The following is a 23,083-nucleotide window of genomic DNA, read 5'->3' on the forward strand; positions in this document are numbered from 1 at the left end:
AGCCGGTTCCGGCGCTAGTCGTACTGCGGCGGCCAGTCGAAGGGCGCCGGCAGGTGCGGGACCTCGCCGACGGTCGTGACGACGAGGACGATCTGGCGCAGGTCCGTCAGCTCGATCGAGCGCGGGTTGCCGATCCTCCGGTGCCCGTCGACCCACACCGTCAGTTCGCCGCGCAGGCCACCGACGTGCTCCGGACCGAGCGAGACGCCCCACTCGTCGAAGAACTGGCCGAGCGTGAACGTCTGCTCCGTCGGGGACTCGACGTGCACGATGCCCGACGTGTCGTGCGTGTGGATCTCGGCGGCGAACTTCCGGCTGTCCGAGTGCCCGACGTTCGCCGGGACGGTCACCGGTTCGTCGCCGTCCAGGATCGTCAGGTGCGTGTGCACGTGCTCGGCCAGCCGTTCACCCCAGACGTTCCGGAGCCCCGCGGACTCGGCGCGGGCCGTCAGATCGGTCGGCCGTGGCCAGGGCGGAGCGTCGCGGGCGGTGGCCGGTCCGGATGCGGCGCACCCGGACAGCAGCAGGAGTGCGGCCACCGCGACCGCGACGCTCCGGCGTCTCACCAGCGGTCGTGGACGCTCGCGCGGAACCACGTGTCGTACAGGTCGTGCACGGTGGCGTCGAGGCCCTCGATCGGCGGCAGGTCGCCGGCAGCGGCGTTCGAGCGCGCCTGCTCCGGGTTGCGCGCGCCCGGGATCGCCGCGGTGACGCCGTCCTGCGCGATGATCCACGCGAGCGCCGCCTGCGGGACCGAGACGGCGTCCGGCAGGGACGCCGCGAAGGTCTGCGCGGCGCGCACGCCGTCGTCGTAGTCGACGCCGCTGAAGGTCTCGCCCTGGTCGAAGGCCTCGCCGTTGCGGTTGTAGTTGCGATGGTCGCCCTCGGCGAACGACGTGTCGGTCGTGTACTTGCCGGAGAGCAGCCCCGAGGCCAACGGGACGCGCGCCAGGATGCCGACCCCTGCCTCCAGGGCGGCCGGCAGCACGCGGTCGAGCGGCTTGAGGCGGAACGCGTTGAGGATGATCTGGACGCTCGCGACGCCGGGCCGGGCGATCGCGGTGAGGGCTTGGTCGGCGGTCTCGACGCTGACGCCGTAGGCGGCGACCGAGCCGTCGGCGACGAGCGCGTCGAGGGCGTCGTAGACGGCGTCGTCCTCGTAGACCGGGGTCGGCGGGCAGTGCAGCTGCACGAGGTCGAGGGTGTCCTGCCCGAGGTTCTTCCGCGAGCGGTCCACCCACTCGCGGAAGTTCGCGGCGACGTAGTTCTCGGGGACCTGGTCGGCGCGACGGCCCATCTTCGTGGTGATCGTCAGCGGCACGTCGGGGTTCGCAGCACGCCACGCGCCGATGAGCTGCTCGCTCCGGCCGTCGCCGTAGACGTCGGCGGTGTCGAACAGGGTGACGCCCGACTCGACGGAGGCGTCCATGACGGCGTTCGCGTCGGCTTCGGAGACGGGACCCCAGTCACCGCCGAACTGCCAGGTGCCGAGACCGATGGGGGAGACGGAGCGGCCGGTGCGGCCGAGGGTGCGACTCTGCATGGATCCGAGCGTAGTCAGGCGCGCGCGGGCGGGGTTCAGCCGCGCGGGGTTCAGCCGATCGTGGCGACCCCGCGGCGCAGGAGCGCTCGCGCTGCCCGGGCGCGGGGGATGACCCAGACGGCTGCCCACAGGGCCATCGCGCTCCACAGCAGGATGAGCATCATCGTGATGAGCGTGCCGTGCTGGTCGCGCATCGACCAGGTCATCGCGATCCACAGCACGCCGAGGACGACCTTGCCCCAGCCGGCGCCCTCACGGTCGGCCTGGGCCTGCACGAGCGGGATCCACTGGTCGGCCGGCACACCGTCGGGCACCTGGCCGTCGGCGATCCACTCGCGCACGACGATCGACCGTTCGTAGCCGCCCTCGGCGCGCCAGGCGCGGCGCTGCAGGACGACGGCGATCTCGGCACCCGCCACAGCGGTCGGGATGCCGACCGAGACCAGGACGGCGGTGGTCGCCTCGGTCCACGAGGACAGGACCAGCATGACCAGGACGACGGCGAAGGCCGCGCCCGTCACACCGGCGCCGAGCAGGCGGAGTCGCCCGGCCTCGTCGAGGACACCGACTCCGACACCGTTCACGGGGAGAGCGTACCTGCGGTGATCGAGGGGCGGGGCGTTCGTCAGCCCAGTGCCAGCAACCAGCACATGCCGGCGGCGGCGAAGGCCATCGCCCAGCTCACCAGGCTGCCGATCAGGAAGTACTCGGCCTGGTACCCGGTCGTCTCGCGGCGGATCTCAGGGAAGCGGACGATCCCCTTCGCGGCGATCAGCGCCGCCACGACGGGGAAGGCGCCGGCCAACGAGAACCCGGCCAAGAGCAGGCGCTCGATCGGGCCGATCATGCGTCCGCCCTTGAGGGTGACCGTGCCGTCTGTGTCCGTGTTTGTGTCTGTGTCCGTGTCTGCCGCGGGCGCCCGGGTGGTGCGGCGCCAGTCGAAGCGCTTCCGGCGGGTCGGTTCGGCCGCCACAGCACCGAGCCGTGCGTCGGGCGACAGCCCCGTCGGCAGCGCCTGGGCGACGACCACGTTGGCCGAGTCGACCAGGAACAGTGCGGACCCGATGCCGGCGACGAGCGCCGCGAGCGGCACCGCTCCGACGAACGCCGGGCCGGCGTCACGGTGCCAGTCGACCACGAAGCCGGAGGCGTCGGCAGCCGGTACCCAGAGCAGCAGCACGGCGACGGCGACCGCGAGCAGGACGGCCGGCCAGGACCCGGAGCGTCGGAGCCAGGGGAGTGTCCGATCGCGACCGCCCGGTGCACCGCCGGACCGCACCGGGATCGTCGTCGCGACCCAGAGGGCTGCGAGGACGACCGCGACCAGCACCGACCAGACGGCGAGGCCGAGGCCGAGCACCGCCACGGTCGTCGCGGCGGCCCAGAGCAGGACGATCACCGTGGTGGTCAGCACGCGCCGTGGTGCCGCGTCGGTCCCGGTCCGTGCGCGGACGACGTCGGCGAGCCCGACGAGGGTCAGGAGGACTCCGGCGAGCATCAGCGGCCCCCGTCCCCGAGGACACGCAGGCCCTCGACCAGGGCGGCGACGCCCGACTTCTGCACGGACTGGGACACCGCCGACGGGGTGATGCCCTCGTCCGCGGCGATCTGCGCCTGCGTGCGACCCTGCACCAGACCGAGTGCGATCCGGCGCGCGCGGGGTGCGAGTCGCGAGACGACGTGGTCGCGGCTGAGGAAGTAGGCGTTCACGAGTCGCTCCGTCGTTCCGTGACGATCGTCGGCGTCGTGGTACCAGGACCGCAGGAACGCGGTCCGGCCGTCCTCGCGCCGGTGGGTCTCGTTGATGGCGTCCCGCGCCGACCACCAGCCCGGGCCGTCCTGCAGGGGTCCGGCGCCGCCGGTGCCGATCGTCCGGACCTGCCCGCGGCCGATGCCGAGGCGGATCTGCACGGTCGGGGGGAGTGCGAGGGTCGCGGCCGTGGTGGCCAGCAGTGCGTCGGTGAGCGTGGCGTAGATGACCTGGAACTCGTCGCCGACGGTGGCACGGAGGGGGTCGAGTGCGGTGACGTCCGCGGTACTGTCGAAGGCGTGCTCGACGTCCTGCTGGGCTGCGGAGCGGTCGTCGAGTGTGCGGGAGTCGACCAGGTCGACGATCACGGCGATCACGGGCTCGGACTGCATGGGTTAAGCGTAGAGCTTCATATCGCCGAAAGTAAGGCTTGGGCTAAACCATTCGAGCCGATCGCTCTTCTGCAGCGAGATCGCCCGGTTCCCCCGGTGCAGGACGAACGGTCGAGCACCAGCACGCTGGCGATCGGCCTGACCGCCGATGACAGCCCGATCCTGTTGACCGCTGGCGTGTCGGACGACCGGTACGAGGACGGACAGGGACTCGTGATCCGCTGCGAACGGGCCCGGTGCGGGGTGTCGTGACGTGCCCGCCCGGTTCGACGACGATCGAGCGCTGACGCCCTAGGATCGGGGTGAGGGCCTTTAGCTCAGCTGGTAGAGCGCCACGTTTACACCGTGGATGTCGTCGGTTCGATCCCGGCAGGGCCCACCGAGCGAACCCCATGCCCGCGCGACGGCTCCTGCAACGGCCGAGTCGTGCGTTCGGCGGGGTGGTTCCTGCGCTGACTTCTGGGTGCGTGAAGGTCCGGACGCAAGACCGCCCGTCGGTCACCACCCGAGGCCCTGCAAAGGCGGGGCTGGTCGACGGGCATCATCCGACGGGCAGGCCGATCCGGTCACGCTCCAGACCGGCTCGGAGGGTGTGAAGGAGCGCGCCGACGGCTTCCACCTGAGAGTCGTCGACGGTCCGGGCGACGAGTTCGGCAAGGCGGCGACGGAACGTCACCTCCGCCGCAGCGACGAGCGCGGCTCCCGTGTCGGTCAAGGACACGAGAGTCGATCGTCCGTCTGCGGGATTTGGTCGACGATCGACCCAGTGGCGCGCTGCGAGTCGATCCACCCCCTTGCTGATCGCCCCGACTCCGGCAGCGAAGTTCGCGGCGACGTCTGCGATCCGCGACTCCGGGTGGTCCCGGAAGTAGCAGAGGAATTCGTACTGCGTCGCCACGATGCCGTGCTCGCGACGCAGGGTGTCACTCACGGCGTTGTAGAGGCGAGTCTCGACTCGAACCAGGTCATCGAAGAGCTGCACGAGGTCATCGCTTGCCGTTTTGGTTGCCACGGCATACAGTCTAGCGTTGCATGCCGCGGCAACCAAACCGCCCGGCGGGAGGAGCACCATGAGCCGAGAACAACGACAGGCACTCGACGACACGCTTCGGGCAGCGCCGCAGGCAGGCGGGCCGGTGTCGGTCGAGCAGATGCGGCAGGGGTTCGCGCGCTTCATGAGCCAGTTCCCCGTCCCCGAGGGCGTCACGCGAACGCCGATCGAACTCGGCGGACGAGGCGCTGTCCGCGTCGATCCGAGCGCTGCCGTGCGGCCCGGCATCATCTTGTACTTCCACGGTGGATCGTTCTCGCTTGGTTCACCCGAGACCGCGATGGCGTTGACCGCGCACCTCGTGGAACGCACCGGCGTGCCGGCGGTCTCGGTCGACTACCGGCTCGCTCCGGAGCACCCGTTCCCAGCGGCCATCAACGACTGCCTCTCCGCCTACCGCGACCTGCTGGATCATGAAGTCGACCCAGCGAGCATCGTGTTCGCGGGCGATTCCGCAGGAGGGGGCCTCGCGGTGACGACGACCCTCGCCGCCCGGGATGCCGGGCTTCCCGTCCCTGCAGGGATCGTCGCGTTCTCACCCGGACTGGACCACACGCGGACCGGTGCGTCGATGACGTCGAAGGAGGGCATCGACCCGCTGTTCACCCGCGCCGGGATGGAGCACACGGGCACCATGTACCTCGACGGTCACGACCCGGAGCAGCCGCTGCTCGCTCCAGCGGTGCACGCCGACCTCAGGGGGTTCCCGCCGATGCTCCTGCAAGTCGGGACGAACGAGCTGCTCCTGGACGACGCCGTCCGACTCGCCGACCTGGCACGCGCCGCCGGAACGGACGTCATCCTCGACGTCGTCGCCGACGTGCCCCACGTGTTCCCCGCGTTCGTCGGAGTGATCGACGAAGCCGACGAAGCGATCGCCCGGGCAGCCCTGTTCATCGAACAGCGCCTTCGCATCAGGTGAGGTGGCCACGTCGGGAGCCGATCGGTGAACGAGGCGGACGCGAGGTGATCCCCGCGGAGTCGACTGTCCGCCGGTGGGCGGACGCGCGGCCGCGGGAACGTCCTGGATCGAAGTCAACCCCCAGTGCTGGGGATGAGGTGTCCGAGAACCAGGAGAGAACAATTCGAGGGCACTACCGAAGACCTTCCGGAACCACGCAGGTCCGGGAGTAGTTGTCTCACCCTGGGATGTCCGCCATGAGCATGCTCGAAGCGTCGCGACGGCCGAACCGTCCACACTCGAGCCGTGTCTTGACCGCGTCGGCGAGCGGCCTCGACCCGGACCGCATCCTCGTGTTCGGAGATGCCGTCTTCGCGCCTGAAGAGCCGCTGCACGACGCTGCACGGAAAATGGCGGAAGCCCTCGCCGCGCGGTCGGGGCGTGGTGTCGACGTCACCGCGGTGCCGTGGTCGAGTTGGTCCGGGCAGTCGCTGCTGTCGGCTGGAAGCGGGGTCCGCTTCGCCAACTACGACGTCGTGGTGGTCTGCCTGTCCGGCAGCGTCGTCCAGAGCCGGACGACGAACACGGCGGTGATCGGCGCTGCCGAAGAGGCGCTCGTTCTGGTCGATCAGCTTCGACCGCTGCTGGCTCCGACCGTGCAGATCGTGGTGGCCCTCGCCTACAAGGAAGACCAGGCCGCTCTCGCCGCAGCACTGCGCCAGGCACGAGGAGACCTGGTCGTGCTCAGCGTCGACAGCGACGAGATCACGTCCGCGCCGCCGCTGCTGCTCGAAGTCGGGCACCTGCTGCTCGAGCAGCAGCGCGCCCGCGCCGGGAGCCCGCAGTGGCTTCGCTCGACCCCCCAGCCGTTCCAACAGCGGTACGACGCGATTCGCGGTTTGGGCATCGTCGATGCGCCGAGCGACAGCGCCCTCGAGCAGATCGTGCAGCAGATGGCCGAACTCTTCCTCACGCGGGGAGCCGCGATCACGTTCTTGCCGGAAGGACGCCAGTGGGCAGCGGCGAGCATGTGGGTCCCGCGTGGAACCGGAGCGCTGCAGGATTCCTTCTGCCGTTCAACGGTCCTGAGCTCGGGCCCGTTGGTCATCGGAGACGCGTGGAACGGGAACGGCCCGCAACTCGCGCGACGCGGACCGGTCCGCTTCTACGCGGGCCACCCGCTCGAGAGCCTGGACGGGACGCGCGTCGGCGCGGTCTGCGTGTTCGACCCAACCCCCCGCCAGGAGGACACGGTGGAGCTCGAACTGCTGCGCGACTTCGCCGTGCTGGCGCGCGACACCCTGTACCGCCGCCCCTAGGCCGTGTTGATCAAGACCGGCTTTGAGAGCGGTCATCGCCTGCGGCGCGCACCAGTGGCCACCGAGATCGAGGACCTCCGTGACGTCATCCCTCGGCTCCGAGCAGGGGAGCGAACCCTGCGCCGAGTCCGGTGGTCGATCATCCAGAGCGCACAGTCGGCAGCCACGCCGAGAACCCGGACCGGTTCAACACCTCGCGATCCTCGCCTGCCGGGCCGGCCTCTTGCAGGCTCATCCGAGATCGAACCGCATCGAATGATCGAGGGCAGCAGGAGGCGCTCCGGCGCGAGGCTCGGGCGCTCATCGGGGATGGAGACCGATGATCGTGCTGGGCTCAGGAGCCGGGTGCAGTGAGACGGTCGGCGATGAGGTCCGCGAGCTGACGTCGAAGCTCGGGGGCGAGTGGACGGTCTGACAGCGACTCGAAGAGCCACAGGCCGTCCGCCGCGAGGCGGGCAAGGAACTGGTTGGTCGCGTGCTCATCGTCGGTCGTCACGGGTGGCGGTGCGGTCCACCGCTCGAGGACGGCGTTCCAGACGACTGCGTGATCGTCCGTCGTCGACCCTTCCAGCATGAACAGCAGTTCTGCACGGGTTGCGCTCTGGGTCGCGGCGCGGGCGTAGCCCTGCATCCGTTCGGTGGGGGTCGCTTCCTCAGCAGTCTTGCCGGCGGCGCGGACCATGCTGGCTTCCCACTCTGCGGCGAGGTGCTCGTGGACAGCGGTGATCATGTCTTCGCGGGATGGGAAGTGGTAGACCAGGCCGCCCTTGGTGAGGCCAGCCTCTGCAGCGACGGTCTCGTAGGTGACGCTCTTGATACCTTCGCGCTGCACGACGCGTGCGGCGGCGTCGAGGATGAGTGCTCGCTTGCTCTCTCGCATGGAAGGTCCTTCCCGGTCAGTGGTCGGTGGCGACGTCGGATCCTGGCCCGTGCTGTCGGAGGAGTACCCCGGTGATGACGGCGCCGAGGGCGAGAACGGCCGCGACGATGATCATGACAGTCGTGTAGCCGCTGTCGTAGGCCTGCCCGGCTGCCTGCACGAGCGTGTCTCGCAGGCCGTCGTTGCCGTTGGCGGCCGCCAAGGCGCTGTCGATACTGTCGGCGGCCGACGGGTCGGTGCCCTCGGGGAGCCGGATGGTGGAAGTGAACACGGCGGTGACGACGCTGCCGAGGAACGCCACGGCCGTCAGCGTCCCGAACTCGTAGGAGACCTCCTCGACGGAGGATGCCATGCCTGCCCGACTCGCGGGAACGTTGCCGATGATCGCTGTCGACGCGACGCTCATGACCGCACCGAGCCCGATGCCCGTGAGGACGAGGCCCGCGACGAACAGGGCGAACTGTGTGTCGAAGGTCAGCACGCTGATGGTGACGCCGATGAGGCTGAAGGCCAGGCCTCCGCTGATGAGGGGGAGCAGACCGGTCTTGTGGACGAATGCGCCGCCGAGGACCGACGTCGGAAGGGACCCGACCGCGACCGCGGACACGAGCAGCCCGGCCTCGAGGGGCGTGAAATCGGCGACCTGCTGGAAGCGCTGGGTCGTGACGAGCTGCACGCCGGCAACGGCGAACATCGAGAAGCCGGCGGCGAGGGTGCCCGCGAGAAACGCCGGGTTGCGGAAGATCCCGAACACCAGCAGTGGGTAGGGCAGAGCGTTCTGACGGCGGGCGAACAGGCCAGCGCCGATGACCGCAGCGACCAACGCGATGACGATGACGGTCATGTGCCGGTCGGTCTTCGCGACTTCCTTGATCGCGATGACGAGGCCGACGAGGGTCACCAACGCGAGGACGGACGAGTGCAGGTCCCATGTCTTCGACGGGTCGGCGTCGTTGTGCGGAGCGAGGACCAGCGTGGCGATGATCGCGGCGATGACGACGGGCACGTTGATCAAGAACACCGATCCCCAGGGGAACTGCGACAGCAGCAACCCGCTGATGATGGGGCCGAGGGCGCTGCCCACGACGGCCATGCTTCCCCAGACACCGATCCCGATGTTCCGCTCTCGCTGGTCCTCGAACGTGATGCGAATCAGCGCGAGAGTTGCGGGCATCATCGACGCGGCGCCGACCGCGAGCAGGGCTCGTGCGGCGATCAAGAACTCGGGTGTGGGGGAGACGGCTGCAGCCAGGGACGCGGTACCGAAGATGACGAGGCCGATGAGGAACATGCGCTGGTGTCCGACACGGTCCCCGAGGGTGCCTGCCCCCAGGAGGAGGCCCGCCATGACCACCGGATACGCGTTGATGATCCACAGGCTCTCGGAACTACTCGCCCCGAGCTCCTCGACGAGGGTCGGGAGAGCCGTGTAGAGGATCGAGTTGTCGAGGGTGATCAGCAGGAGGCCAGCCGCGACTGTTGCCAGGACGGCCCAGCGGCGCCGTGCGGTCGGTCGGTCTGTCGCAGGGGAAGTGGTCTTGATGGTCACATCCACATCGTACCGTACAAAAGGTACAGTTTGGCTCATCGCTCGCGTGCTCCGGAGTCGGCTCGGTGCTGCGACGGCGACCCGAGACGTGTGACCCGGGCGGCGCGCCGCCGCTTCCGACCCGTAGGCTCCGAGGTGGACCCACCGGTGCACGGGGCGCACGGTGGGAGCCAAGGGGGAACCACGTGTCCAGCACATCCAGGATCACCACCGCGGGGACGGCGACCGTGATCGTCGTGCTCGCGCTCTCCGGCTGCGCCGGAACCGGCACCACGGCACCGGGGGTGGAACGGGCCACACCACGGTCGTCGGCACCGACACAGGCACCGACACCGACGCCGGCACCGACGGAGACGCCGACCGCGCCGGCCACCGCCGACTCCGTCACGAAGGACCTCACGTTCGAGGACGGCGACGCGCTCTCGGCGAGCACGCTGCCCGCCTTCGGGCTCCAGGTCTCGGCACTCGACGGCTGGGAGCAGACCGGCGAGGACCCGACCACCGGGTCGCGGGAGTACACGAACACCGACGGCTCCGTGGCGACGATCACGCAGCAGCGGCTCACCGACCTCGACCCGACGATCGGGGACCGCGCCGCCACCGAGCAGTTGTTCACCGCGGCGGGTCTCCCGGCCGACCGGCTCGAGGAGCAGCTGCTGCCGACGATCACGGGCGGCACGGCGCAGTTCCTGTCGATCGCCGGGCACAACACGGACGGGTCCTGGTCGGCGACGGTAGCGCGTGCCTTCGCGAAGCCCGGAGCGGCGCTCATCGTGAAGGTCCCGACGACCTCGCAGGATGCGCTCCGTCCCGACCTGCACGACATCCTGGTCAACGCGCAGGTGGTCGTCGCCTAGCGAGCCGGTGCGACGGGCCGCCGCGTCGGGCCGCCGGGACGGGTCCCTATGCTGAGACCTCGTGCGCCGCTCCGTCCGTCTCCTGACCGTCCTCGTGATCGTCACCCTGTTCGCCGTCGGGGTCCTATCGGCGGTGGTGTTCATCCAGCGTGTGCTGGCGGATCCGGCGAGCGACGTCGCGTGGGTCGGCACCGTCCGGGCGATGGGGTTCATCGTCATCGGGGTCATGCTGACACTGCTCGGACGGCGAGCGATGCCCGCGGCCGTCGAGGCGATCAACCTGCCCGCCGGCGGCGGTCCGGTGCGCCCGCTCACGGTCGTGGTGTGGGTCGTCCTCGGCGCCACCATCTACTCGATCCTGCGCGGCTGGACGGTGATCGTCCCCGTCGCGGCCGTCATCGGTGCGATCGTGGTGGCGTTGCCGTTCGTCGAACGCTTCCTGGACGCGGCGCTGGCCCGGCAGGCTGTGCGAGCCGACGCCGACGCCGACGCCGACGCCGACGCCGACGCCGACGCCGACGCCGACGCCGACGCCGACGCCGACGGCGACGCCGCCGACGCCGACGCCGCGACGCCGGTCACACCGGTGGCACCCGCCGGGACCGCCGCCGACGCGTGAGACGGCAAGCGAGACGGCACGCGGGACGGCACGCGGCACGGACGTGAGGCGGTCACGAGACGAGACGGGAAGCCCGGCGCCAGCTGGCACCGGGCCTCCCGTCCGTCGTCGACGCGGCCTGACCGCCCCTGCCGACCCACGCGGGTCGGCCCGCCTCAGTGCTCCGCGCGTCCGGCGAAGCGGTACCGGAACCCGGGCACACCGTCCGCGGTGACGACCACGTCGTAGTACCCCCACTCGTCGAGCGGCCAGTGCATCGTCTTGTGCCCGGAGCCGCGGACGTGCGCGGTCTCGCGGTGCTGCACGAAGTCGTTGGCCACGAGCACGAAGCGGAGCTCGGCCCTGCCGGTGTTCTCGAGCAGGAGCTGCAGGGTGCGCCGACCGCGGGTGTCCCGGACGACCGAGACGTGCGGGACGCCGCCGGTCGCCCGACCACCGACGGCGACGGTGCCGGCGAAGCGCCGGAGGAACCGGTCGGGCCCGTAGACGCTGACGTCGTAGGCGCCGTCGGTCGTCGTGGTGTCCCATGCCCAGTCGGCGGTGGCGCCGACGGGGACGGTCTTCGGGTGAGCGGCGAACGGCATCGCGGTGTTCGGGTAGACCAGGAAGTTGACCCCCTGGCGACCGTCGTTCGCGAGCGTCACGGTGACCCGACCGGTGCTCCGGTCGACGGTCGCGTCCGCGTGCTGCCGGTAGGGCAGGCTCCGGCGGCGGACGGTGCCGGGCTCCTGGACGGGCACGGTCTGCGCGCCGATCGCGGGTTCCTCGATGGGCGGCTTCGCCTGGTCGGCGTCGGCGGCCGCGACCAGCGCGCGGGTCTGCTCGATGCCGGGGACGACGTCGGTACCGGGGATGCTCGCGTCGGGGGCGCTGAAGTCGAAGCAGCTCGTCAGGTCTCCGGAGACGGTCCGCCGCCAGTCGGAGATGTTCGGCTCGCGGACGCCCGTGACGTGTTCGAGGAACTGGATCACGGACGTGTGGTCCGCCACCTGCGAGTTGACCCACCCGCCACGGCTCCACGGGGACACCACGGTCATCGGCACGCGGGCACCCATGCCGATGGGCAGTCCGTCGACGTACTCGTCGGGGGTGCCGGGCTCGGCGAACGGGGGGACGACGTGGTCGAAGTACCCGTCGTTCTCGTCGTAGTTGACGAGCAGGACGGTCGAGGCCCAGGTGTCCGGGTTGCTGAAGAGGGCCTGCACGACGGCGTTCGTGTAGTGGGCGCCGTAGTCCGGGCTGGCGGCCGGGTGCTCGCTCCAGCCGTAGGGGGCGATGACGTACGACACGGTCGGCAGGCTGTTGGTCGCGCAGTCCTGCCCGAACTGGCTGAGCAGGTGGGTGACGTCGAGGCCCTTGCCGGAGTTCGGCTTCCACCCGTCGTGCAGACCGGCACGCGCGGCGAGCTCCTGTTGCGCGGGATCGGAGGACGCGAGCGCGCGGTGGTACTGCTCGAACAGCCAGAGCGGGTTGTCGCCGTAGTCGCCGACGTACGGGTCGGCGGAGCTGTCGCCGACCTCGTCGTTGGCGTAGGTCTTCCAGGTGACGCCGGCCGCCTGCAGTCGTTCGGCGTAGGTGGTCCAGGCGAAAACCGGTTCGTAGTCCGCCGGGTTGTCGGTCGCCGGTCCGCCCTGGGCACCGCGGGGGTCGATGGTGCCGGACCACTGGTACAGCCGGTTCGGCGTCGTCGGACCGTTGAGCGAGCAGTGGTAGTCGTCACAGACCGTGAAGGCCCCGGCGAGTGCGCGCTGGTAGGGGATGTCCTCGCTCGTGAAGTAGCCCATCGTCTGGGCGCTCTTCGCATCGACCCACCGGTTCCAGGCCCCACCGTTCCACGCGGTGTGCCCACCGCCCCAGGAGTGGTCGAGGCCGTCGGCGTTCTGCGCGTTGAACCGGGTGGTGTCGAGCCGGAACGGCAGCATCGCGCCACCGTCGGTGCGGGCCGCCGCCGGCTGGTGGAAGACGTCGTGTCCGGTCGGCAGCTCGAGCGCCTGCTTGTCCGAGAAGCCGCGGACCCCGGGCATCGTGCCGTAGTAGTGGTCGAACGACCGGTTCTCCTGCATCAGCACGACGACGTGCTTGACGTCGGCGATCGTGCCGGTGGGGACGGCACGGGCGGTCGCGGCGCTGGCACGGTCGGCCGCGCCCGGTCCGAACGCGGACCCTGCCGCGACGCCGGCCATGATCGCTGCTGCGCCGCCGACCAGGACCGTCCGGCGGCTCAGGCCGGGGCGGACCGCTGCGGTGTACGCCGCGTCCGGGGTCAGCGGTGGTGCGGCGTCCAAGCTGACGTCGGGTGCGCCGTGTTCGGGCTTCCTCGTGCTCATCGCAGGCCTTCCAGGTCGGTGGGAGTACGGGCGCTGCGGGGGAGGAGCACCCGTCAGCATGACAACGAGGTGCGCTGAACCGTGCCTTGCCCGGCCGTGGCTGCGGGGTGAACGCGTCCGGTGGAGTCGGGATCGACCTGTCCAGGTGTGCCGCGGCTGGGCCCTGTGGTTCCGGTGTCGATCCCGCGAGGACTCCGACGCACCTGCACAGCTCGGGCTGCAGCGGGGGAGGATCACCGGGTGCGACCACTGTTCCGGGACATCGCCGAGGACCTCGCCGACCGGGTGCTCCGCGGTGAGTTCGACGCCACGGGTGTCCTGCCGGCCGAGCACGACCTGGCGGCCGACTACGCCGTCGCGCGCGGCACCGTGCGGAACGCGCTCGAGCTCCTCCGCGACCGGCAGGTCCTGACGGCACGTGCCGGCTCCCGCTGGCGCGTCCGCACCACGACGCTCGGCCACGACGCCGGTGCGCTCGAGTCGTTCGGTCAGCTGGCCAGGGCCAGGGGACACGAGCCCGGCGGTCGGGTCGTGGCGGTCGAGGAACGGCCGGCCACCGTGCGCGAGCGGCGCCTGTTCCGCGCCGCGCACGACGAGCCCGTCCTGCACGTCGTGCGGGTGCGCTCCCTCGACGGTGTCGACGTCATGCTCGAGCGCACCGCCTACGCGCCGTGGGTCGCCGCCGTCATCCGGACGATCCCGGGCGGGCAGACGTCGGTGTCGGCGACCCTGCAGGACCGGTTCGGCATCCGGGTCGGTTCCGCCGTCACCACCGTGGACGCGCTGCTCGCGGACGACGCCGACGCCGCGCTCCTCGGGGTCCGGCCCGGCGCGGCGCTCCTGCAGGTGCGCCGGTCCAGCACCGCCGAGGACGGCCGCCCGCTCGAGGCGGGCGACGACCGGTACGTCGCCGGGACCGTGCCGCTCCGGATCCGGACGGCGTCCGCAACAGCACCGACACCGCTGACCGGCACCGGGCACGACGACGCGGGATGAGACGGACGGGAGGCCCGGTGCCAGCTGGTACCGGGCCTCCCGTCCGTCTCCACGCGACCCCACGACGTGGGCCGGCAGGCGGGGTCAGCGTTGCTGTGCGTCGTCCGCGGCGGCGGCCGCCGCCAAACCGGCCTCGATGACGTCGACGGGGTCCGGCAGGGCCGTGATCGACGCCGCGACCTGACGGCCACGCGTGCTTCGGCGCGCCACTGGCCCGGTTGGAGACGCAGATCGCCCTCGCCACCCTGTTCCGACGGCTCGTCAACCCGAGGCTCGTGGTCGACCCGCCGCCGTACCGCCGCAACGCGCTCCTCCGCGGCCCGAGTGCGCTCCGTGTCACCTTCGACGGAGTGCGACCCGCCGCCTGAACGACGACGACCCGGCTGCCGACGGGTGCTCCGTGGTCTGGCCACAGCGATGGTCCTGGTTCCCGGGCGCGCGGCACGGGCTGAGAATCGGCGAGCGTCGGCACCCGGACGCTAGGGTCGCTGCATGACCACACCCGCGGGGGCGAGTTCGGGCAACGGCTACTGGCGCGGCCAGATCGGGGCGACGGCACTGTTCGGCGTCGGCCTGGTGGTGTGCAGCGTGGTGCTCTTCCGGGTGGACCCCGACGAGCCGGGGCGAGCGGTCCTGCTCGCGTTCGGGGGCCTGCTCTTCCTCACCACGCTCGGCTGGGCGGTCGATGCCGCGACCCGCTCGGACCCCCGACAGCGCGCGCTCTTCGCGTGGGCCATCGCGCAGCACGAGGCCGCGGGGCACGGCAACGATGCCCTCGCGCTGGCCGATGCGGCCCGTGCCCGCGACGGTGCGCTCGATGCCGAACGGATCCGGGCGCTGCAGGCGCTCCGCCCCGACAACCCGTACCCGGGTGGCCCGCTCGGCGACGACTCGGACGGCGGGACCGCCGAGACCGCCGAGACCGCCGGGGCGAACCGGCTCGGGATCGCCCTGCTCGCGCTGTTCCTCGCGTTGACCGGCCTGTACAGCAGCTGCTGGCCGTCGGTGTTCGTGCTCGGGTGGCCGTTCCAGTTCGTCGCGTCGATCCTCGCGGTTGTCGCGATCGCGCGGCCCGGTCGCGGACGCCGGCTCGGCGTCGTCGCGGCGATCGTCTCGGTGCTCGGCACCCTCGTGACGGTCGGCATGCTCGTGTGGCGCGTGGTCGAGGCGAACGGCAGCTAGCTGCCCGCGGTCGCGCGTGCGGCCCGCGACGTGGGCGGGTGACGGACTGGAGGCTCGGTGCCGGCTGGCACCGGGCCTCCAGTCCGTCACGTGGCACCCCAGGACGCGGGCCGGCGTGCGCGGGCCGGCCACCTGTTTCGGTGGGCGCGCGGCGCGGCAGGTGGGAACAGACTCGCAACGTCGACGAAACACGCGCCCTGTGGGGTGGATGCATGGACGTCACCACCACGGATCGTGCTCCCGCTCGCTGGTACCACTCGCTGTTCGTGCAGATCGCGATCGGGGTGGCCCTCGGCATCGCCGTCGGGGTCTGCTTCCCCGCGGCCGCGCCGGTGCTCAACGTGGTGGGGCAGGGGTTCATCCGGCTGATCGAGATGGTGATCGCGCCGCTCGTGTTCATCGTCGTGGTGACGGGCATCGTGCACGTCGGCGACCTGCGGTCCGTGGGACGGATCGCCGGCAAGGCGATGGTCTACTTCCTGCTCGCGTCGTCGTGCGCGCTCGTGTTCGGGCTGCTGGTCGGCAACCTCGTGCGCCCCGGGGCTGGCCTGCGGATCGACCCGTCGTCGCTCGACGCCTCGGCCGTGGCGGCGAAGACCGCCGGCGGCACGGCGCCGGACGCGGGGACCTTCATCCTCGACCTCATCCCGTCGAGCGTCGTGAACGCGTTCGCAACGAACGACATCCTGCAGGTGCTCGTCTTCGCGGTGTTCGTCGGAGCGGCGATCGCCGCGATCGGGAGCGACCGTGCGCGGCCGCTCGTGCGGGGCCTCGACCTGTGCCTCGAGGTCGTCTACCGCATCCTGGGCTGGGTGATGCGCCTGTCGCCGCTCGGCGCGTTCGGCGCGATGGCGTACGTGGTCGGGCAGTACGGCATCGACACCCTGGGGTCGTACGGGTTGCTGATCGCCGCCTGCTACGGCGCAGCGGCGGTGTTCATCGTGGCGCTGCTCGTCGGCGGGCGGCTGCTGTCCGGGGTGCCGATCTGGCGGTTCGTGTGGCACACCCGCGCGGAGTTCGGGCTGGCCCTGGGGACGGCGTCGACCGAGGCCGTGCTGCCGCGGATGATCACGCGGCTCACCGAGGTCGGCGTCTCACGGAGCGTCGCCGGGCTCGTCGTGCCGACGGGGTACTCGTTCAACCTCGACGGGGCCGCGATCTACCTGTCGATCTCGCTGCTGTTCCTGACCCAGGCGTTCGGGGTGCCGCTGACGCTCGAGCAGCAGGTCGCCGCACTCGGGGTGCTGCTGCTGACGTCGAAGGGCATGGCCGGGGTGCCGGGATCGTCGTTCCTGGCGCTGTCCGCGACGGCGACGAGCCTCGGACTGTTCCCGGTGGCGGGCGTCGCGCTGCTGCTCGGGGCCGACCGGATCATGGACGCGATGCGGGTGAGCGTCAACCTGCTCGGCAACTGCGTCGCGACGCTCGTGGTGGCGCGGTGGCAGGGCGAGCTCGACCGTGATCGGGTGGACGCGGTGCTGCGGCCCGGGCGCGGGGTGCGGCCGTCGTCGGAGCCGGAACCTGCTGCGGGTGCTGCGGGTGCAGCCGCGGTGTCGGCACCGGTTCGGTGAGGGCTCTCGGCGCGGTCAGCGTTCGAGGACGGCGCGCTGCTGGTCGTACTGCTGGCGGGTCCGGTGTCCGCCCATCTTGCGGACGACAGCGCCCGAGGGGTCACGGGTGATGCGCCACCACACGCCGACACAGATCGCGTCGATGGGAAGGATCACGCAGAGTGACACGATGACATGACGTCCGACATCGGCTCGCCACGGGAGTCCGGACAGCTCGAGTGCTGTGGTGACGAGGGCGGTGGTGACCAGGAAGATCGGGGTCAGCCAGAGCTTGCGCACTGACCACTGTCGGGCGGTGTCGAGTTCGTCCAGCCGGGCGAGCGGCAGCGTCGATCCGATGTGCTCGCGGGGATCGCCACCGACGACGACGGCAGCGGGAGTCGTCGCGGATCCCGGTTCGGTTCCCGTGGAGGGCCGCCACACCACGTCGTCCAGGTGCTCCACGTCGTTGTCGATGCGGAACCAGCCGCCTTCGAAGCCGTCGGCAGCGACGTCGGGATCGGCGCGGGGCGTGGTCGTGGTCACGTCGGTCATCTTGGCAGCAACCAGGGCCGCTGCGACACCACCGATTCGGGGGTGGGCGGAGGCGTCGCTCGGGCCTGGGGCGCGTTCTGCTGTCAGGATGGTCCCCGACACCACGGGGGCGGGGGCCGGCATGGGCACGGAACAGCAGGACTGGCGTGACCAGGGGACGGGCCCGACGACGGGGCGGGGCAACGCGATCGCCATTGCGCTGGTGCTGCCGGTGCTGCTCGTCGTGAGCTGGGCGGTTCAGATCGGGGCGTACCTGGCTCGCGACTTCGGGTCGATGGACGACCGGCTCGGCGCCGGGGGCGTGTTGGCACGGCTGGTGGTCGGCGCTGTGCTCGCCGTGGGGATCCCCGTGGTCGTGCTCGTCGTGCAGGTCCGGGCTCGTCGGCGCGAACCGCGGCACTCGCTGGCCGCCGTGGTCGCGGCGATCGTCGTGCTGGTCATCGCCGTGCCGTGGAACGGCCTGGTCCTGACGTCGCAGGTGCGGAGCATGGCCGCCGATGCCCGGCAGCGGGCGCAGCCGGCGACCGCCGCCGAGCGGCACTTCGCCGACGGCGACGCCCGGGCCACACTCGAGCGGATCGGGGACCGCACCGTGCGGATCCTCGGCGGCGACCGGAAGTCCGCCTACCGCGATGGTGAGCGAGCCGGTGGTGCGTACAGTGAGGAGTGCCAGCTGTCGAACGCGCACCAGGGAGTCCGGTGGCGGTACTGGTACCACCCGGACAACTACACCGACGAACACGGCAAGGAACTCCTGCCCGAGGACCACACGATGATCGAGGGCGCGAACCGTGACGTGGCCGGCGTCCGCGCGTACTGGGCATCCGAGGGCATCGGTGCCCGCTCCGAAGCGGGCCTGGTCCCCGGCCAGATCTCACCCACAGCCGACTGGCTCGAGAGCGGTTCGTCGTACACACGGCCCGGCCCAGGCGTCGACTTCAGCACGATCTGCCTGGTGCGCTGACCCGAGCGACTTCGGGTCGCCTGGTCGCCGCTCAGCGTTCGTCAGCACGGGTCGGGGGCAGGCCGACCAGACGCTCGACGGCGGCCAGGACGACAGCCGGGGGTTCACCTGTCACGATCTCGGTCCTGACCCGATCCGCTGCGACGCGGAACGACGGATCGGTCAGGAGTCGCGACGCGGTGGTGCGGATGTCCTCCGCGGTCGCCGTCGCGGCGTCGAGGACGAGTCCGGCGCCCAGGGCCTCGACGCAGCCGCCGTTCGGCAACTGGTCCGCACCGAGCGGCAGGACCAGCAGGGGCACGCCGTGCGCGAGCGCCCCGGTCACCGATCCGGATCCGCCGTGGTTCACCACGAGGTCCACGAGCCCGAGCACCGAGTCCTGCGGGACGTACTGCTCGACTCGGATCGCCCCTGGGCCCGCCGGCACCGGGAAGGTCGTCGGGTCGACCCAGGGTCCGGTCGTCACGAGGATCCGCGCCGGCAGGGCGGCGAGGGCGTCGATGAGCCGAGCGAACAGGTCGCCGGACTTCGTGTTGAACTCGGTGCCGAGCGTGACGTAGACGCGCGGTCCGTCGCCGGCGGCCAACCACGCCGCGGCATCGGACGGGGGTGACGACCAGGTGTCCGGTCGCATCCGGATCACCGGACCACGCAGCTCGTGCCCGGATCGCATCGACGCCGGGAACGGGATGACGGTGAGCGCGCCGCCGAGCATGTGTTGCTGCGGGTCGGGCCCGAGTCCCGCGCGTCGGCGGAGCGCCTCGAGCGGCTCTCGCACCGCGTCGCGCCAGGTCCCGCCGGCCGAGGCGAAGGCCAGGACCACCACGCACGGCACCCCGGCTCGTTCGGCGGCGGTCATCGCGCCGAAGTCGAACTCCCCGCAGACCACGAGGTCGGCCGTCCACCGAGTGACCAGCCGTCCGACGTCGACGACGGCCCCGGCGGCCGCGTCCCCCAGGAACACCTGGGGGACGCGGGTGAGCACCGTGCTCGGGTCGATCGGGGTCAGGGTGCCGGTGCCCGGCCTGCTCGCCGGCAGCTCCACGTCCCGCGGCTGCCGGTGCGAGAACCCGGTCTGTTCGAGGACCGCCTCGCGCGCGCCGCTCAGTGCGGTCCGGTGTCCGGCAGCGCTGGCCGCGCGGACGAGCGGCAGCATCGGCGCGAGGTGTCCCCGCCCCCGTGGGAACGAGAACACGATGCGCAGGGATTCCGGATCCCCGTAGCCGGGCCGGCCGTTCGCAGCAGACACCACAGGGCTCCGATCGTCGCGCGGGCTCCCCGCCCGCTTCATCAGACAACCGTATGACGAACGACGGTCGCGCTCCATGAACCCTTGGTCAGCCTCGCGGGGCGCTCACGCGCCGACCGTGCTCACTTGCCGGCGGCCTCGTTGTAGGACTCGATCTGCTTGCCGGCCTGCTGTTCCGCGTCCTGCATCGTCGACTCGACGTCGGCACCCTCGACGATCCGGTTGAAGGCGCCGATGACGGTGGCGCGCACCGTCGGGAACGCTCCGGTGATGCAGCCCGCCGCGACGACGCTCGTGGGGTTGTCGGCGAGCTGCTGGTACATCGTGGCGATGTCCGGGTCGGACAGGGAGCGCTTGCCCACGGTGGTGTCCTGGGCGTCGGTGTTCATCGCGACGTAGCCGGTCGCCTTCGCCCACTCGGCCTGCACGTCCGGCGTCTGGAGCCACTTGGCGAACGTGTACGACGCCTGCTGCTCGGCGGACGAGTGGCCCTTGCCGGAGATCCACAGCGCGTTGCCGCCGATGACCTGCCCCGCGTCGTCGGAGGCCGACGTGGTGGGGAACCGGGCGACGACGGACTTCGAGCCGTCCGGGTCGACCGTCGTGTAGGCGCCGGACGAGGTCAGCAGCATCCCGACCTTGTTGCTCGAGAACGCCGAGTTCTGCACGGTCGAGTCGGTGCCGGGGTTCAGGGCGGCGCCGTCCTGGTAGAGCTTCTGCAGCGTGGTCATGAACTGCACCTGGGTGTCCGAGGTGAGCGAGACACCGGTGACCGGCTTGCCCTTCCGCCCGTTGTCCGGGGTGCAGAAGGGCTGGCCGCCCGAGGCGCTGAGCTCCTCGAGCATCCACGAGTCGCCCATGTTCATGCTCATGCCGTAGCCACCGGTCGCGGCGTGGATCTTCTCGGCCCAGGTCGCGACCTGCGCCAGCGTCTTCGGCGGCTTGGCGGCGTCGAGGCCGGCCTTCGCGACGAGTGCCTTGTTCAGGTAGAGCACGGGCATCGAGACCGAGAACGGCATCGCGGCGAGCGACTTGCCGTCGCTGTAGTAGGTCGCGGCGGCCGGTGCGATCGTGTCGGTGCCGGAGGTCGAGCCGCTCACCGTCGAGGGGGACACCGTCTGGCCGGAGTCGATCATGAAGCCGGTCGACACGTCGTTCATCATGAGCAGATCGGGCGTCGAACCGGACTGCACCGCCGCCGTGTACTTCGTCTGGACGGCCGCGTAGTCGCCCTGGAACGACGACTTCACGGTGATGTGCTGGTCGTTCTCCTTGTTGAAGCGGGCGACGAGCGCGTCGAGCTCGGTCGCGGGCGGCCCGGACATGGCGTGCCAGAAGTCGACGGTGACGGGGCCGGAGCTGTCCGATGCGGAGCTCGACGTGGAGCACCCGGTCAGGGCGAGGACCGCGACGGCCCCGGTGGCGAGTGCGGTGAGGGCGGTGGAACGACGTGCGGGCATGGTGCGTCCTTCGGGTGTGGGGCGGGCGGGGGTCGGGGAGGGGATCGAGCGTGTCGTCACTTGAGCGCCCCGGCGGTGAGGCCGCCGGCGAGGAACCGCTGGGCGACGAGGACGAGGACCAGGACGGGGAGGGTCACCATGGCGGCGCCGGCGAGGACCACGCCGATGTCGGCGGCCTCGGCGTCGGACAGCTGGGCGATGCCGACCTGCACGGTGCGGTGCTCCGGCGAGTTCGTGACGAGGAGCGGCCAGAAGAACCCGTTCCAGGCGGCCGTCGCGCTCACCAGGGTGACCGAGACGAGCGTCGGGCGGGTGAGCGGCAGGAGCATGGACCGGACGAATCGGAAGTGTCCGGCGCCGTCGAGCACCGCGGCTTCGCGCAGCTCGTCCGGGAAGCTCAGGAACGCCTGGCGGAACAGGAAGATCGTCAGTGCCGAGGCCACGAACGGCAGGAAGACGACCAGGAGCGTGTCGATGAGGTGCCAGGACGCGACGGTCAGGTAGTTCGCGATCAGGGTCGTCTCGCCGGGGATCATCATGCTGGCGAGCAGGACGAGGAACAGGGCACGGGTGCCCCGGAGCCGACAGAACACCAGGGCGTAGGCGGTGATGATGCCGATGACGACCTGCAGCACCGTCTGGGCGAGGGTGACGACGACGCTGTTCAGGAACTGCTGCCCGAGCGGGACGACCTGCGTGGCCCGGACGATGTTGTCGAGCGTCAGGTGGATCGGCACCAGACCGGCGAGGCCCTGGTCCAGGTACCGGGTCGGGGTGAGCGCGCCCTCGAACACGTAGTAGAGCGGGAAGCAGACGACGACGACCGCGATGACGAGCCAGGCGTAGACGAAGACGCTCCGGAGTCGGCGTGCGGTGACGGGGCGCATCAGTAGTTCACCCGCTTCTCGAGCACGCCGAACTGCACGAGCGACAGCCCGAGGACCAGCAGGAACAGCACGACCCCGAGCGCGGCCGCGAGGCCGAAGTTCGCGCTGCCGGACCCGAAGGCCTGCTGGTAGATCGCGTAGACGAGGGTCTTCGAGGAGTCGGCCGGACCGCCGCCCGTGAGGATCTGGATCTGCCCGAAGGTCGTGAGTGCCTCGACGGTTCCGGTCACGACGACGAAGAAGAGCGTCGGCGTGACGAGCGGCAACGAGATCGACCAGAGCGTCCGCACGGGCCCGGCACCGTCGAGGTGCGCCGCCTCGATGACGTCCTGGTCGATGGCGCCGAACGCTCCGAGCAGGAGCAGCACGGTGAACCCGAGCGACCCCCAGATCGTCACGACGATGACGCTCGCCAGGGCCCACTGTGTACTCGTCAGGAACGGCACGGGCGCGCCGCCGAACTGGGTGATCACCGTGTTCAGCAGCCCGTTGCCGGGTGCGAGCATCGCCGCGAACGCGACGGACCCCGCTGACACGGACACGACCATGGGTGCCGTCAGGAGTGCGCGGAAGACCGGCAGGCCGCGGAGCTTCACGGTCAGGGGGATCACGACGAGCAGACCGAACACGATGCGGCCGACGACCACGCCGACGCAGAAGACCGCGGTGGTCAGCATCGTCCGTCCGAACGCGGGGTCGGTGAACGTGCGGACGTAGTTCTGCAGCCCCACCGAGCCCGCCGGCTGACCGAAGATGTCGGTGCCCTGGGTGCTGAGGACCAGGACGCGGCCGAGCGGGTAGAAGACGAAGACCGCGAACGCGAGCAGCGCCGGTGCGAGGAGCACCAGACCGAGCCGGCGGTCCGAGCGCAACGAGGACCGCGTCGTCCGGGTCGTCCGGGGTGGCCGCGGCGACTGCGATGACCGCGGCGACCCTGCGGTACGCGGGGGACCGGCGACCAGGCCGGACCTGACGGGGACCGTCATGGGGCGGACTCCTCCGAGTAGGGAACGTTCCCTAACCGGGAACGACTCCACTGTGCGGCGGGGGTC

24 protein-coding genes and 1 tRNA gene are annotated in these 23,083 nt (G+C 71.1%); 11 read left to right on the forward strand and 14 right to left on the reverse strand.

Features of this window, described 5'->3' with window-relative positions:
• Positions 1-14: 14 nt before the first annotated feature.
• The 5 genes from DEJ29_RS07885 to DEJ29_RS07905 are packed head-to-tail and all read right to left on the reverse strand — an operon-like array spanning position 15 to position 3,685.
• Positions 15-566, reverse strand: coding sequence for a hypothetical protein (locus DEJ29_RS07885; RefSeq protein ID WP_111057656.1), 552 nt, complete (start codon positions 564-566; stop codon positions 15-17).
• Positions 563-1,543 (reverse strand): aldo/keto reductase, encoded by a 981-nt coding sequence (locus DEJ29_RS07890; RefSeq protein ID WP_110864676.1) that lies wholly within the window; start codon positions 1,541-1,543, stop codon positions 563-565. The genes DEJ29_RS07885 and DEJ29_RS07890 overlap by 4 nt, the downstream gene beginning before the upstream one ends.
• 50 nt (positions 1,544-1,593) lie before the next feature.
• Positions 1,594-2,127: a hypothetical protein gene (locus tag DEJ29_RS07895; protein ID WP_111095203.1), complete on the reverse strand. Its 534-nt coding sequence runs from the start codon at positions 2,125-2,127 to the stop codon at positions 1,594-1,596.
• A gap of 41 nt (positions 2,128-2,168) precedes the next feature.
• On the reverse strand, positions 2,169-3,041 hold the full coding sequence (locus tag DEJ29_RS07900; protein WP_111095202.1) for a hypothetical protein: 873 nt from the start codon (positions 3,039-3,041) through the stop codon (positions 2,169-2,171).
• Positions 3,041-3,685 (reverse strand): SatD family protein, encoded by a 645-nt coding sequence (locus DEJ29_RS07905; protein WP_111095201.1) that lies wholly within the window; start codon positions 3,683-3,685, stop codon positions 3,041-3,043. The genes DEJ29_RS07900 and DEJ29_RS07905 overlap by 1 nt, the downstream gene beginning before the upstream one ends.
• Before the next feature lie 96 nt (positions 3,686-3,781).
• Here DEJ29_RS07905 and DEJ29_RS07910 point away from each other — a divergent pair, with 96 nt between their 5' ends.
• Together DEJ29_RS07910 and DEJ29_RS07915 are read left to right on the forward strand one after the other, a co-directional pair.
• Entirely contained in the window at positions 3,782-3,937 is a 156-nt protein-coding gene (locus DEJ29_RS07910; protein ID WP_181438210.1) for a hypothetical protein, read from the forward strand.
• 54 nt (positions 3,938-3,991) lie between these two features.
• A tRNA-Val gene (locus DEJ29_RS07915) sits at positions 3,992-4,064 on the forward strand.
• A 162-nt stretch (positions 4,065-4,226) separates the two neighbouring features.
• Here the strand turns inward: DEJ29_RS07915 and DEJ29_RS07920 are convergent.
• Entirely contained in the window at positions 4,227-4,697 is a 471-nt protein-coding gene (locus DEJ29_RS07920; RefSeq protein ID WP_111095229.1) for a MarR family winged helix-turn-helix transcriptional regulator, read from the reverse strand.
• On the opposite strand from DEJ29_RS07920, the gene DEJ29_RS07925 reads away from it, so the two are divergent.
• Together DEJ29_RS07925 and DEJ29_RS07930 are read left to right on the forward strand one after the other, a co-directional pair.
• The gene (locus tag DEJ29_RS07925; protein WP_284174341.1) at positions 4,687-5,658 is read left to right on the forward strand and encodes an alpha/beta hydrolase; all 972 of its coding nucleotides are present in this window, start codon (positions 4,687-4,689) and stop codon (positions 5,656-5,658) included. The genes DEJ29_RS07920 and DEJ29_RS07925 overlap by 11 nt on opposite strands.
• A 518-nt stretch (positions 5,659-6,176) precedes the next feature.
• Entirely contained in the window at positions 6,177-6,956 is a 780-nt protein-coding gene (locus DEJ29_RS07930) for a GAF domain-containing protein (protein WP_220037338.1), read from the forward strand.
• Positions 6,957-7,290: 334 nt separating this feature from the next.
• Here DEJ29_RS07930 and DEJ29_RS07935 read toward each other — a convergent pair whose 3' ends face one another.
• Both DEJ29_RS07935 and DEJ29_RS07940 read right to left on the reverse strand, forming a co-directional pair.
• The gene (locus DEJ29_RS07935; RefSeq protein ID WP_111095198.1) at positions 7,291-7,836 is read right to left on the reverse strand and encodes a TetR/AcrR family transcriptional regulator; all 546 of its coding nucleotides are present in this window, start codon (positions 7,834-7,836) and stop codon (positions 7,291-7,293) included.
• A gap of 16 nt (positions 7,837-7,852) precedes the next feature.
• Positions 7,853-9,385 carry an MFS transporter gene (locus DEJ29_RS07940; RefSeq protein ID WP_258375958.1) on the reverse strand — a complete coding sequence of 511 codons (1,533 nt, stop codon included), beginning with the start codon at positions 9,383-9,385 and terminating at the stop codon, positions 7,853-7,855.
• Positions 9,386-9,570: 185 nt separating this feature from the next.
• Between DEJ29_RS07940 and DEJ29_RS07945 the strand changes: the two genes are divergently transcribed.
• Positions 9,571-10,242 (forward strand): hypothetical protein, encoded by a 672-nt coding sequence (locus tag DEJ29_RS07945; protein ID WP_146248355.1) that lies wholly within the window; start codon positions 9,571-9,573, stop codon positions 10,240-10,242.
• A 61-nt stretch (positions 10,243-10,303) separates the two neighbouring features.
• Positions 10,304-10,861 (forward strand): hypothetical protein, encoded by a 558-nt coding sequence (locus tag DEJ29_RS07950; RefSeq protein ID WP_111095195.1) that lies wholly within the window; start codon positions 10,304-10,306, stop codon positions 10,859-10,861.
• A 155-nt stretch (positions 10,862-11,016) separates the two neighbouring features.
• Here DEJ29_RS07950 and DEJ29_RS07955 read toward each other — a convergent pair whose 3' ends face one another.
• The gene (locus tag DEJ29_RS07955; protein ID WP_111095194.1) at positions 11,017-13,188 is read right to left on the reverse strand and encodes a phosphocholine-specific phospholipase C; all 2,172 of its coding nucleotides are present in this window, start codon (positions 13,186-13,188) and stop codon (positions 11,017-11,019) included.
• A 240-nt stretch (positions 13,189-13,428) separates the two neighbouring features.
• Between DEJ29_RS07955 and DEJ29_RS07960 the strand changes: the two genes are divergently transcribed.
• The 4 genes from DEJ29_RS07960 to DEJ29_RS07975 all read left to right on the forward strand — a co-directional run bounded on the left by DEJ29_RS07960 (position 13,429) and on the right by DEJ29_RS07975 (position 16,937).
• Complete coding sequence (locus DEJ29_RS07960; RefSeq protein WP_111095193.1) at positions 13,429-14,184, forward strand: GntR family transcriptional regulator; 756 nt, start codon at positions 13,429-13,431, stop codon at positions 14,182-14,184.
• A gap of 218 nt (positions 14,185-14,402) precedes the next feature.
• A complete protein-coding gene (locus DEJ29_RS07965) occupies positions 14,403-14,552 on the forward strand; it encodes a cytochrome P450 (RefSeq protein WP_220037337.1) in 150 nt (49 codons plus the stop codon).
• A 124-nt stretch (positions 14,553-14,676) separates the two neighbouring features.
• Positions 14,677-15,366: a hypothetical protein gene (locus DEJ29_RS07970; RefSeq protein ID WP_111095192.1), complete on the forward strand. Its 690-nt coding sequence runs from the start codon at positions 14,677-14,679 to the stop codon at positions 15,364-15,366.
• A gap of 212 nt (positions 15,367-15,578) precedes the next feature.
• Positions 15,579-16,937: a cation:dicarboxylate symporter family transporter gene (locus DEJ29_RS07975; protein ID WP_111095191.1), complete on the forward strand. Its 1,359-nt coding sequence runs from the start codon at positions 15,579-15,581 to the stop codon at positions 16,935-16,937.
• A 15-nt stretch (positions 16,938-16,952) separates the two neighbouring features.
• Here DEJ29_RS07975 and DEJ29_RS07980 read toward each other — a convergent pair whose 3' ends face one another.
• Positions 16,953-17,462 (reverse strand): hypothetical protein, encoded by a 510-nt coding sequence (locus DEJ29_RS07980; RefSeq protein WP_146248353.1) that lies wholly within the window; start codon positions 17,460-17,462, stop codon positions 16,953-16,955.
• 97 nt (positions 17,463-17,559) lie between these two features.
• Here DEJ29_RS07980 and DEJ29_RS07985 point away from each other — a divergent pair, with 97 nt between their 5' ends.
• The gene (locus DEJ29_RS07985; protein WP_146248352.1) at positions 17,560-18,435 is read left to right on the forward strand and encodes a hypothetical protein; all 876 of its coding nucleotides are present in this window, start codon (positions 17,560-17,562) and stop codon (positions 18,433-18,435) included.
• A gap of 31 nt (positions 18,436-18,466) precedes the next feature.
• Here DEJ29_RS07985 and DEJ29_RS07990 read toward each other — a convergent pair whose 3' ends face one another.
• The 4 genes from DEJ29_RS07990 to DEJ29_RS08005 form a co-directional block, all read right to left on the reverse strand.
• Positions 18,467-19,684 (reverse strand): glycosyltransferase, encoded by a 1,218-nt coding sequence (locus DEJ29_RS07990; RefSeq protein WP_258375957.1) that lies wholly within the window; start codon positions 19,682-19,684, stop codon positions 18,467-18,469.
• Positions 19,685-19,806: 122 nt separating this feature from the next.
• Positions 19,807-21,144, reverse strand: coding sequence for an ABC transporter substrate-binding protein (locus DEJ29_RS07995; RefSeq protein WP_111095187.1), 1,338 nt, complete (start codon positions 21,142-21,144; stop codon positions 19,807-19,809).
• 56 nt (positions 21,145-21,200) lie between these two features.
• Complete coding sequence (locus DEJ29_RS08000; protein WP_111095186.1) at positions 21,201-22,031, reverse strand: carbohydrate ABC transporter permease; 831 nt, start codon at positions 22,029-22,031, stop codon at positions 21,201-21,203.
• A complete protein-coding gene (locus DEJ29_RS08005; protein WP_228516251.1) occupies positions 22,031-22,903 on the reverse strand; it encodes a carbohydrate ABC transporter permease in 873 nt (290 codons plus the stop codon). The genes DEJ29_RS08000 and DEJ29_RS08005 overlap by 1 nt, the downstream gene beginning before the upstream one ends.
• Positions 22,904-23,083 lie beyond the last annotated feature (180 nt).

It is taken from the genome of Curtobacterium sp. MCPF17_021, from assembly GCF_003234605.2.
Taxonomy (GTDB): domain Bacteria; phylum Actinomycetota; class Actinomycetes; order Actinomycetales; family Microbacteriaceae; genus Curtobacterium; species Curtobacterium flaccumfaciens.

Bases quoted from the DNA above. Each gene is read 5' to 3' on its own strand.
- DEJ29_RS07890 (WP_110864676.1), bottom strand. From the start codon at position 1,543: ATGCAGAGTCGCACCCTCGGCCGCACCGGCCGCTCCGTCTCCCCCATC.
- DEJ29_RS07900 (WP_111095202.1), bottom strand. From the start codon at position 3,041: ATGCTCGCCGGAGTCCTCCTGACCCTCGTCGGGCTCGCCGACGTCGTC.
- DEJ29_RS07905 (WP_111095201.1), bottom strand. From the start codon at position 3,685: ATGCAGTCCGAGCCCGTGATCGCCGTGATCGTCGACCTGGTCGACTCC.
- DEJ29_RS07935 (WP_111095198.1), bottom strand. From the start codon at position 7,836: ATGCGAGAGAGCAAGCGAGCACTCATCCTCGACGCCGCCGCACGCGTC.
- DEJ29_RS07955 (WP_111095194.1), bottom strand. From the start codon at position 13,188: ATGAGCACGAGGAAGCCCGAACACGGCGCACCCGACGTCAGCTTGGAC.
- DEJ29_RS07970 (WP_111095192.1), top strand. From the start codon at position 14,677: ATGACCACACCCGCGGGGGCGAGTTCGGGCAACGGCTACTGGCGCGGC.
- DEJ29_RS07975 (WP_111095191.1), top strand. From the start codon at position 15,579: ATGGACGTCACCACCACGGATCGTGCTCCCGCTCGCTGGTACCACTCG.
- DEJ29_RS07985 (WP_146248352.1), top strand. From the start codon at position 17,560: ATGGTCCCCGACACCACGGGGGCGGGGGCCGGCATGGGCACGGAACAG.
- DEJ29_RS07995 (WP_111095187.1), bottom strand. From the start codon at position 21,144: ATGCCCGCACGTCGTTCCACCGCCCTCACCGCACTCGCCACCGGGGCC.
- DEJ29_RS08000 (WP_111095186.1), bottom strand. From the start codon at position 22,031: ATGCGCCCCGTCACCGCACGCCGACTCCGGAGCGTCTTCGTCTACGCC.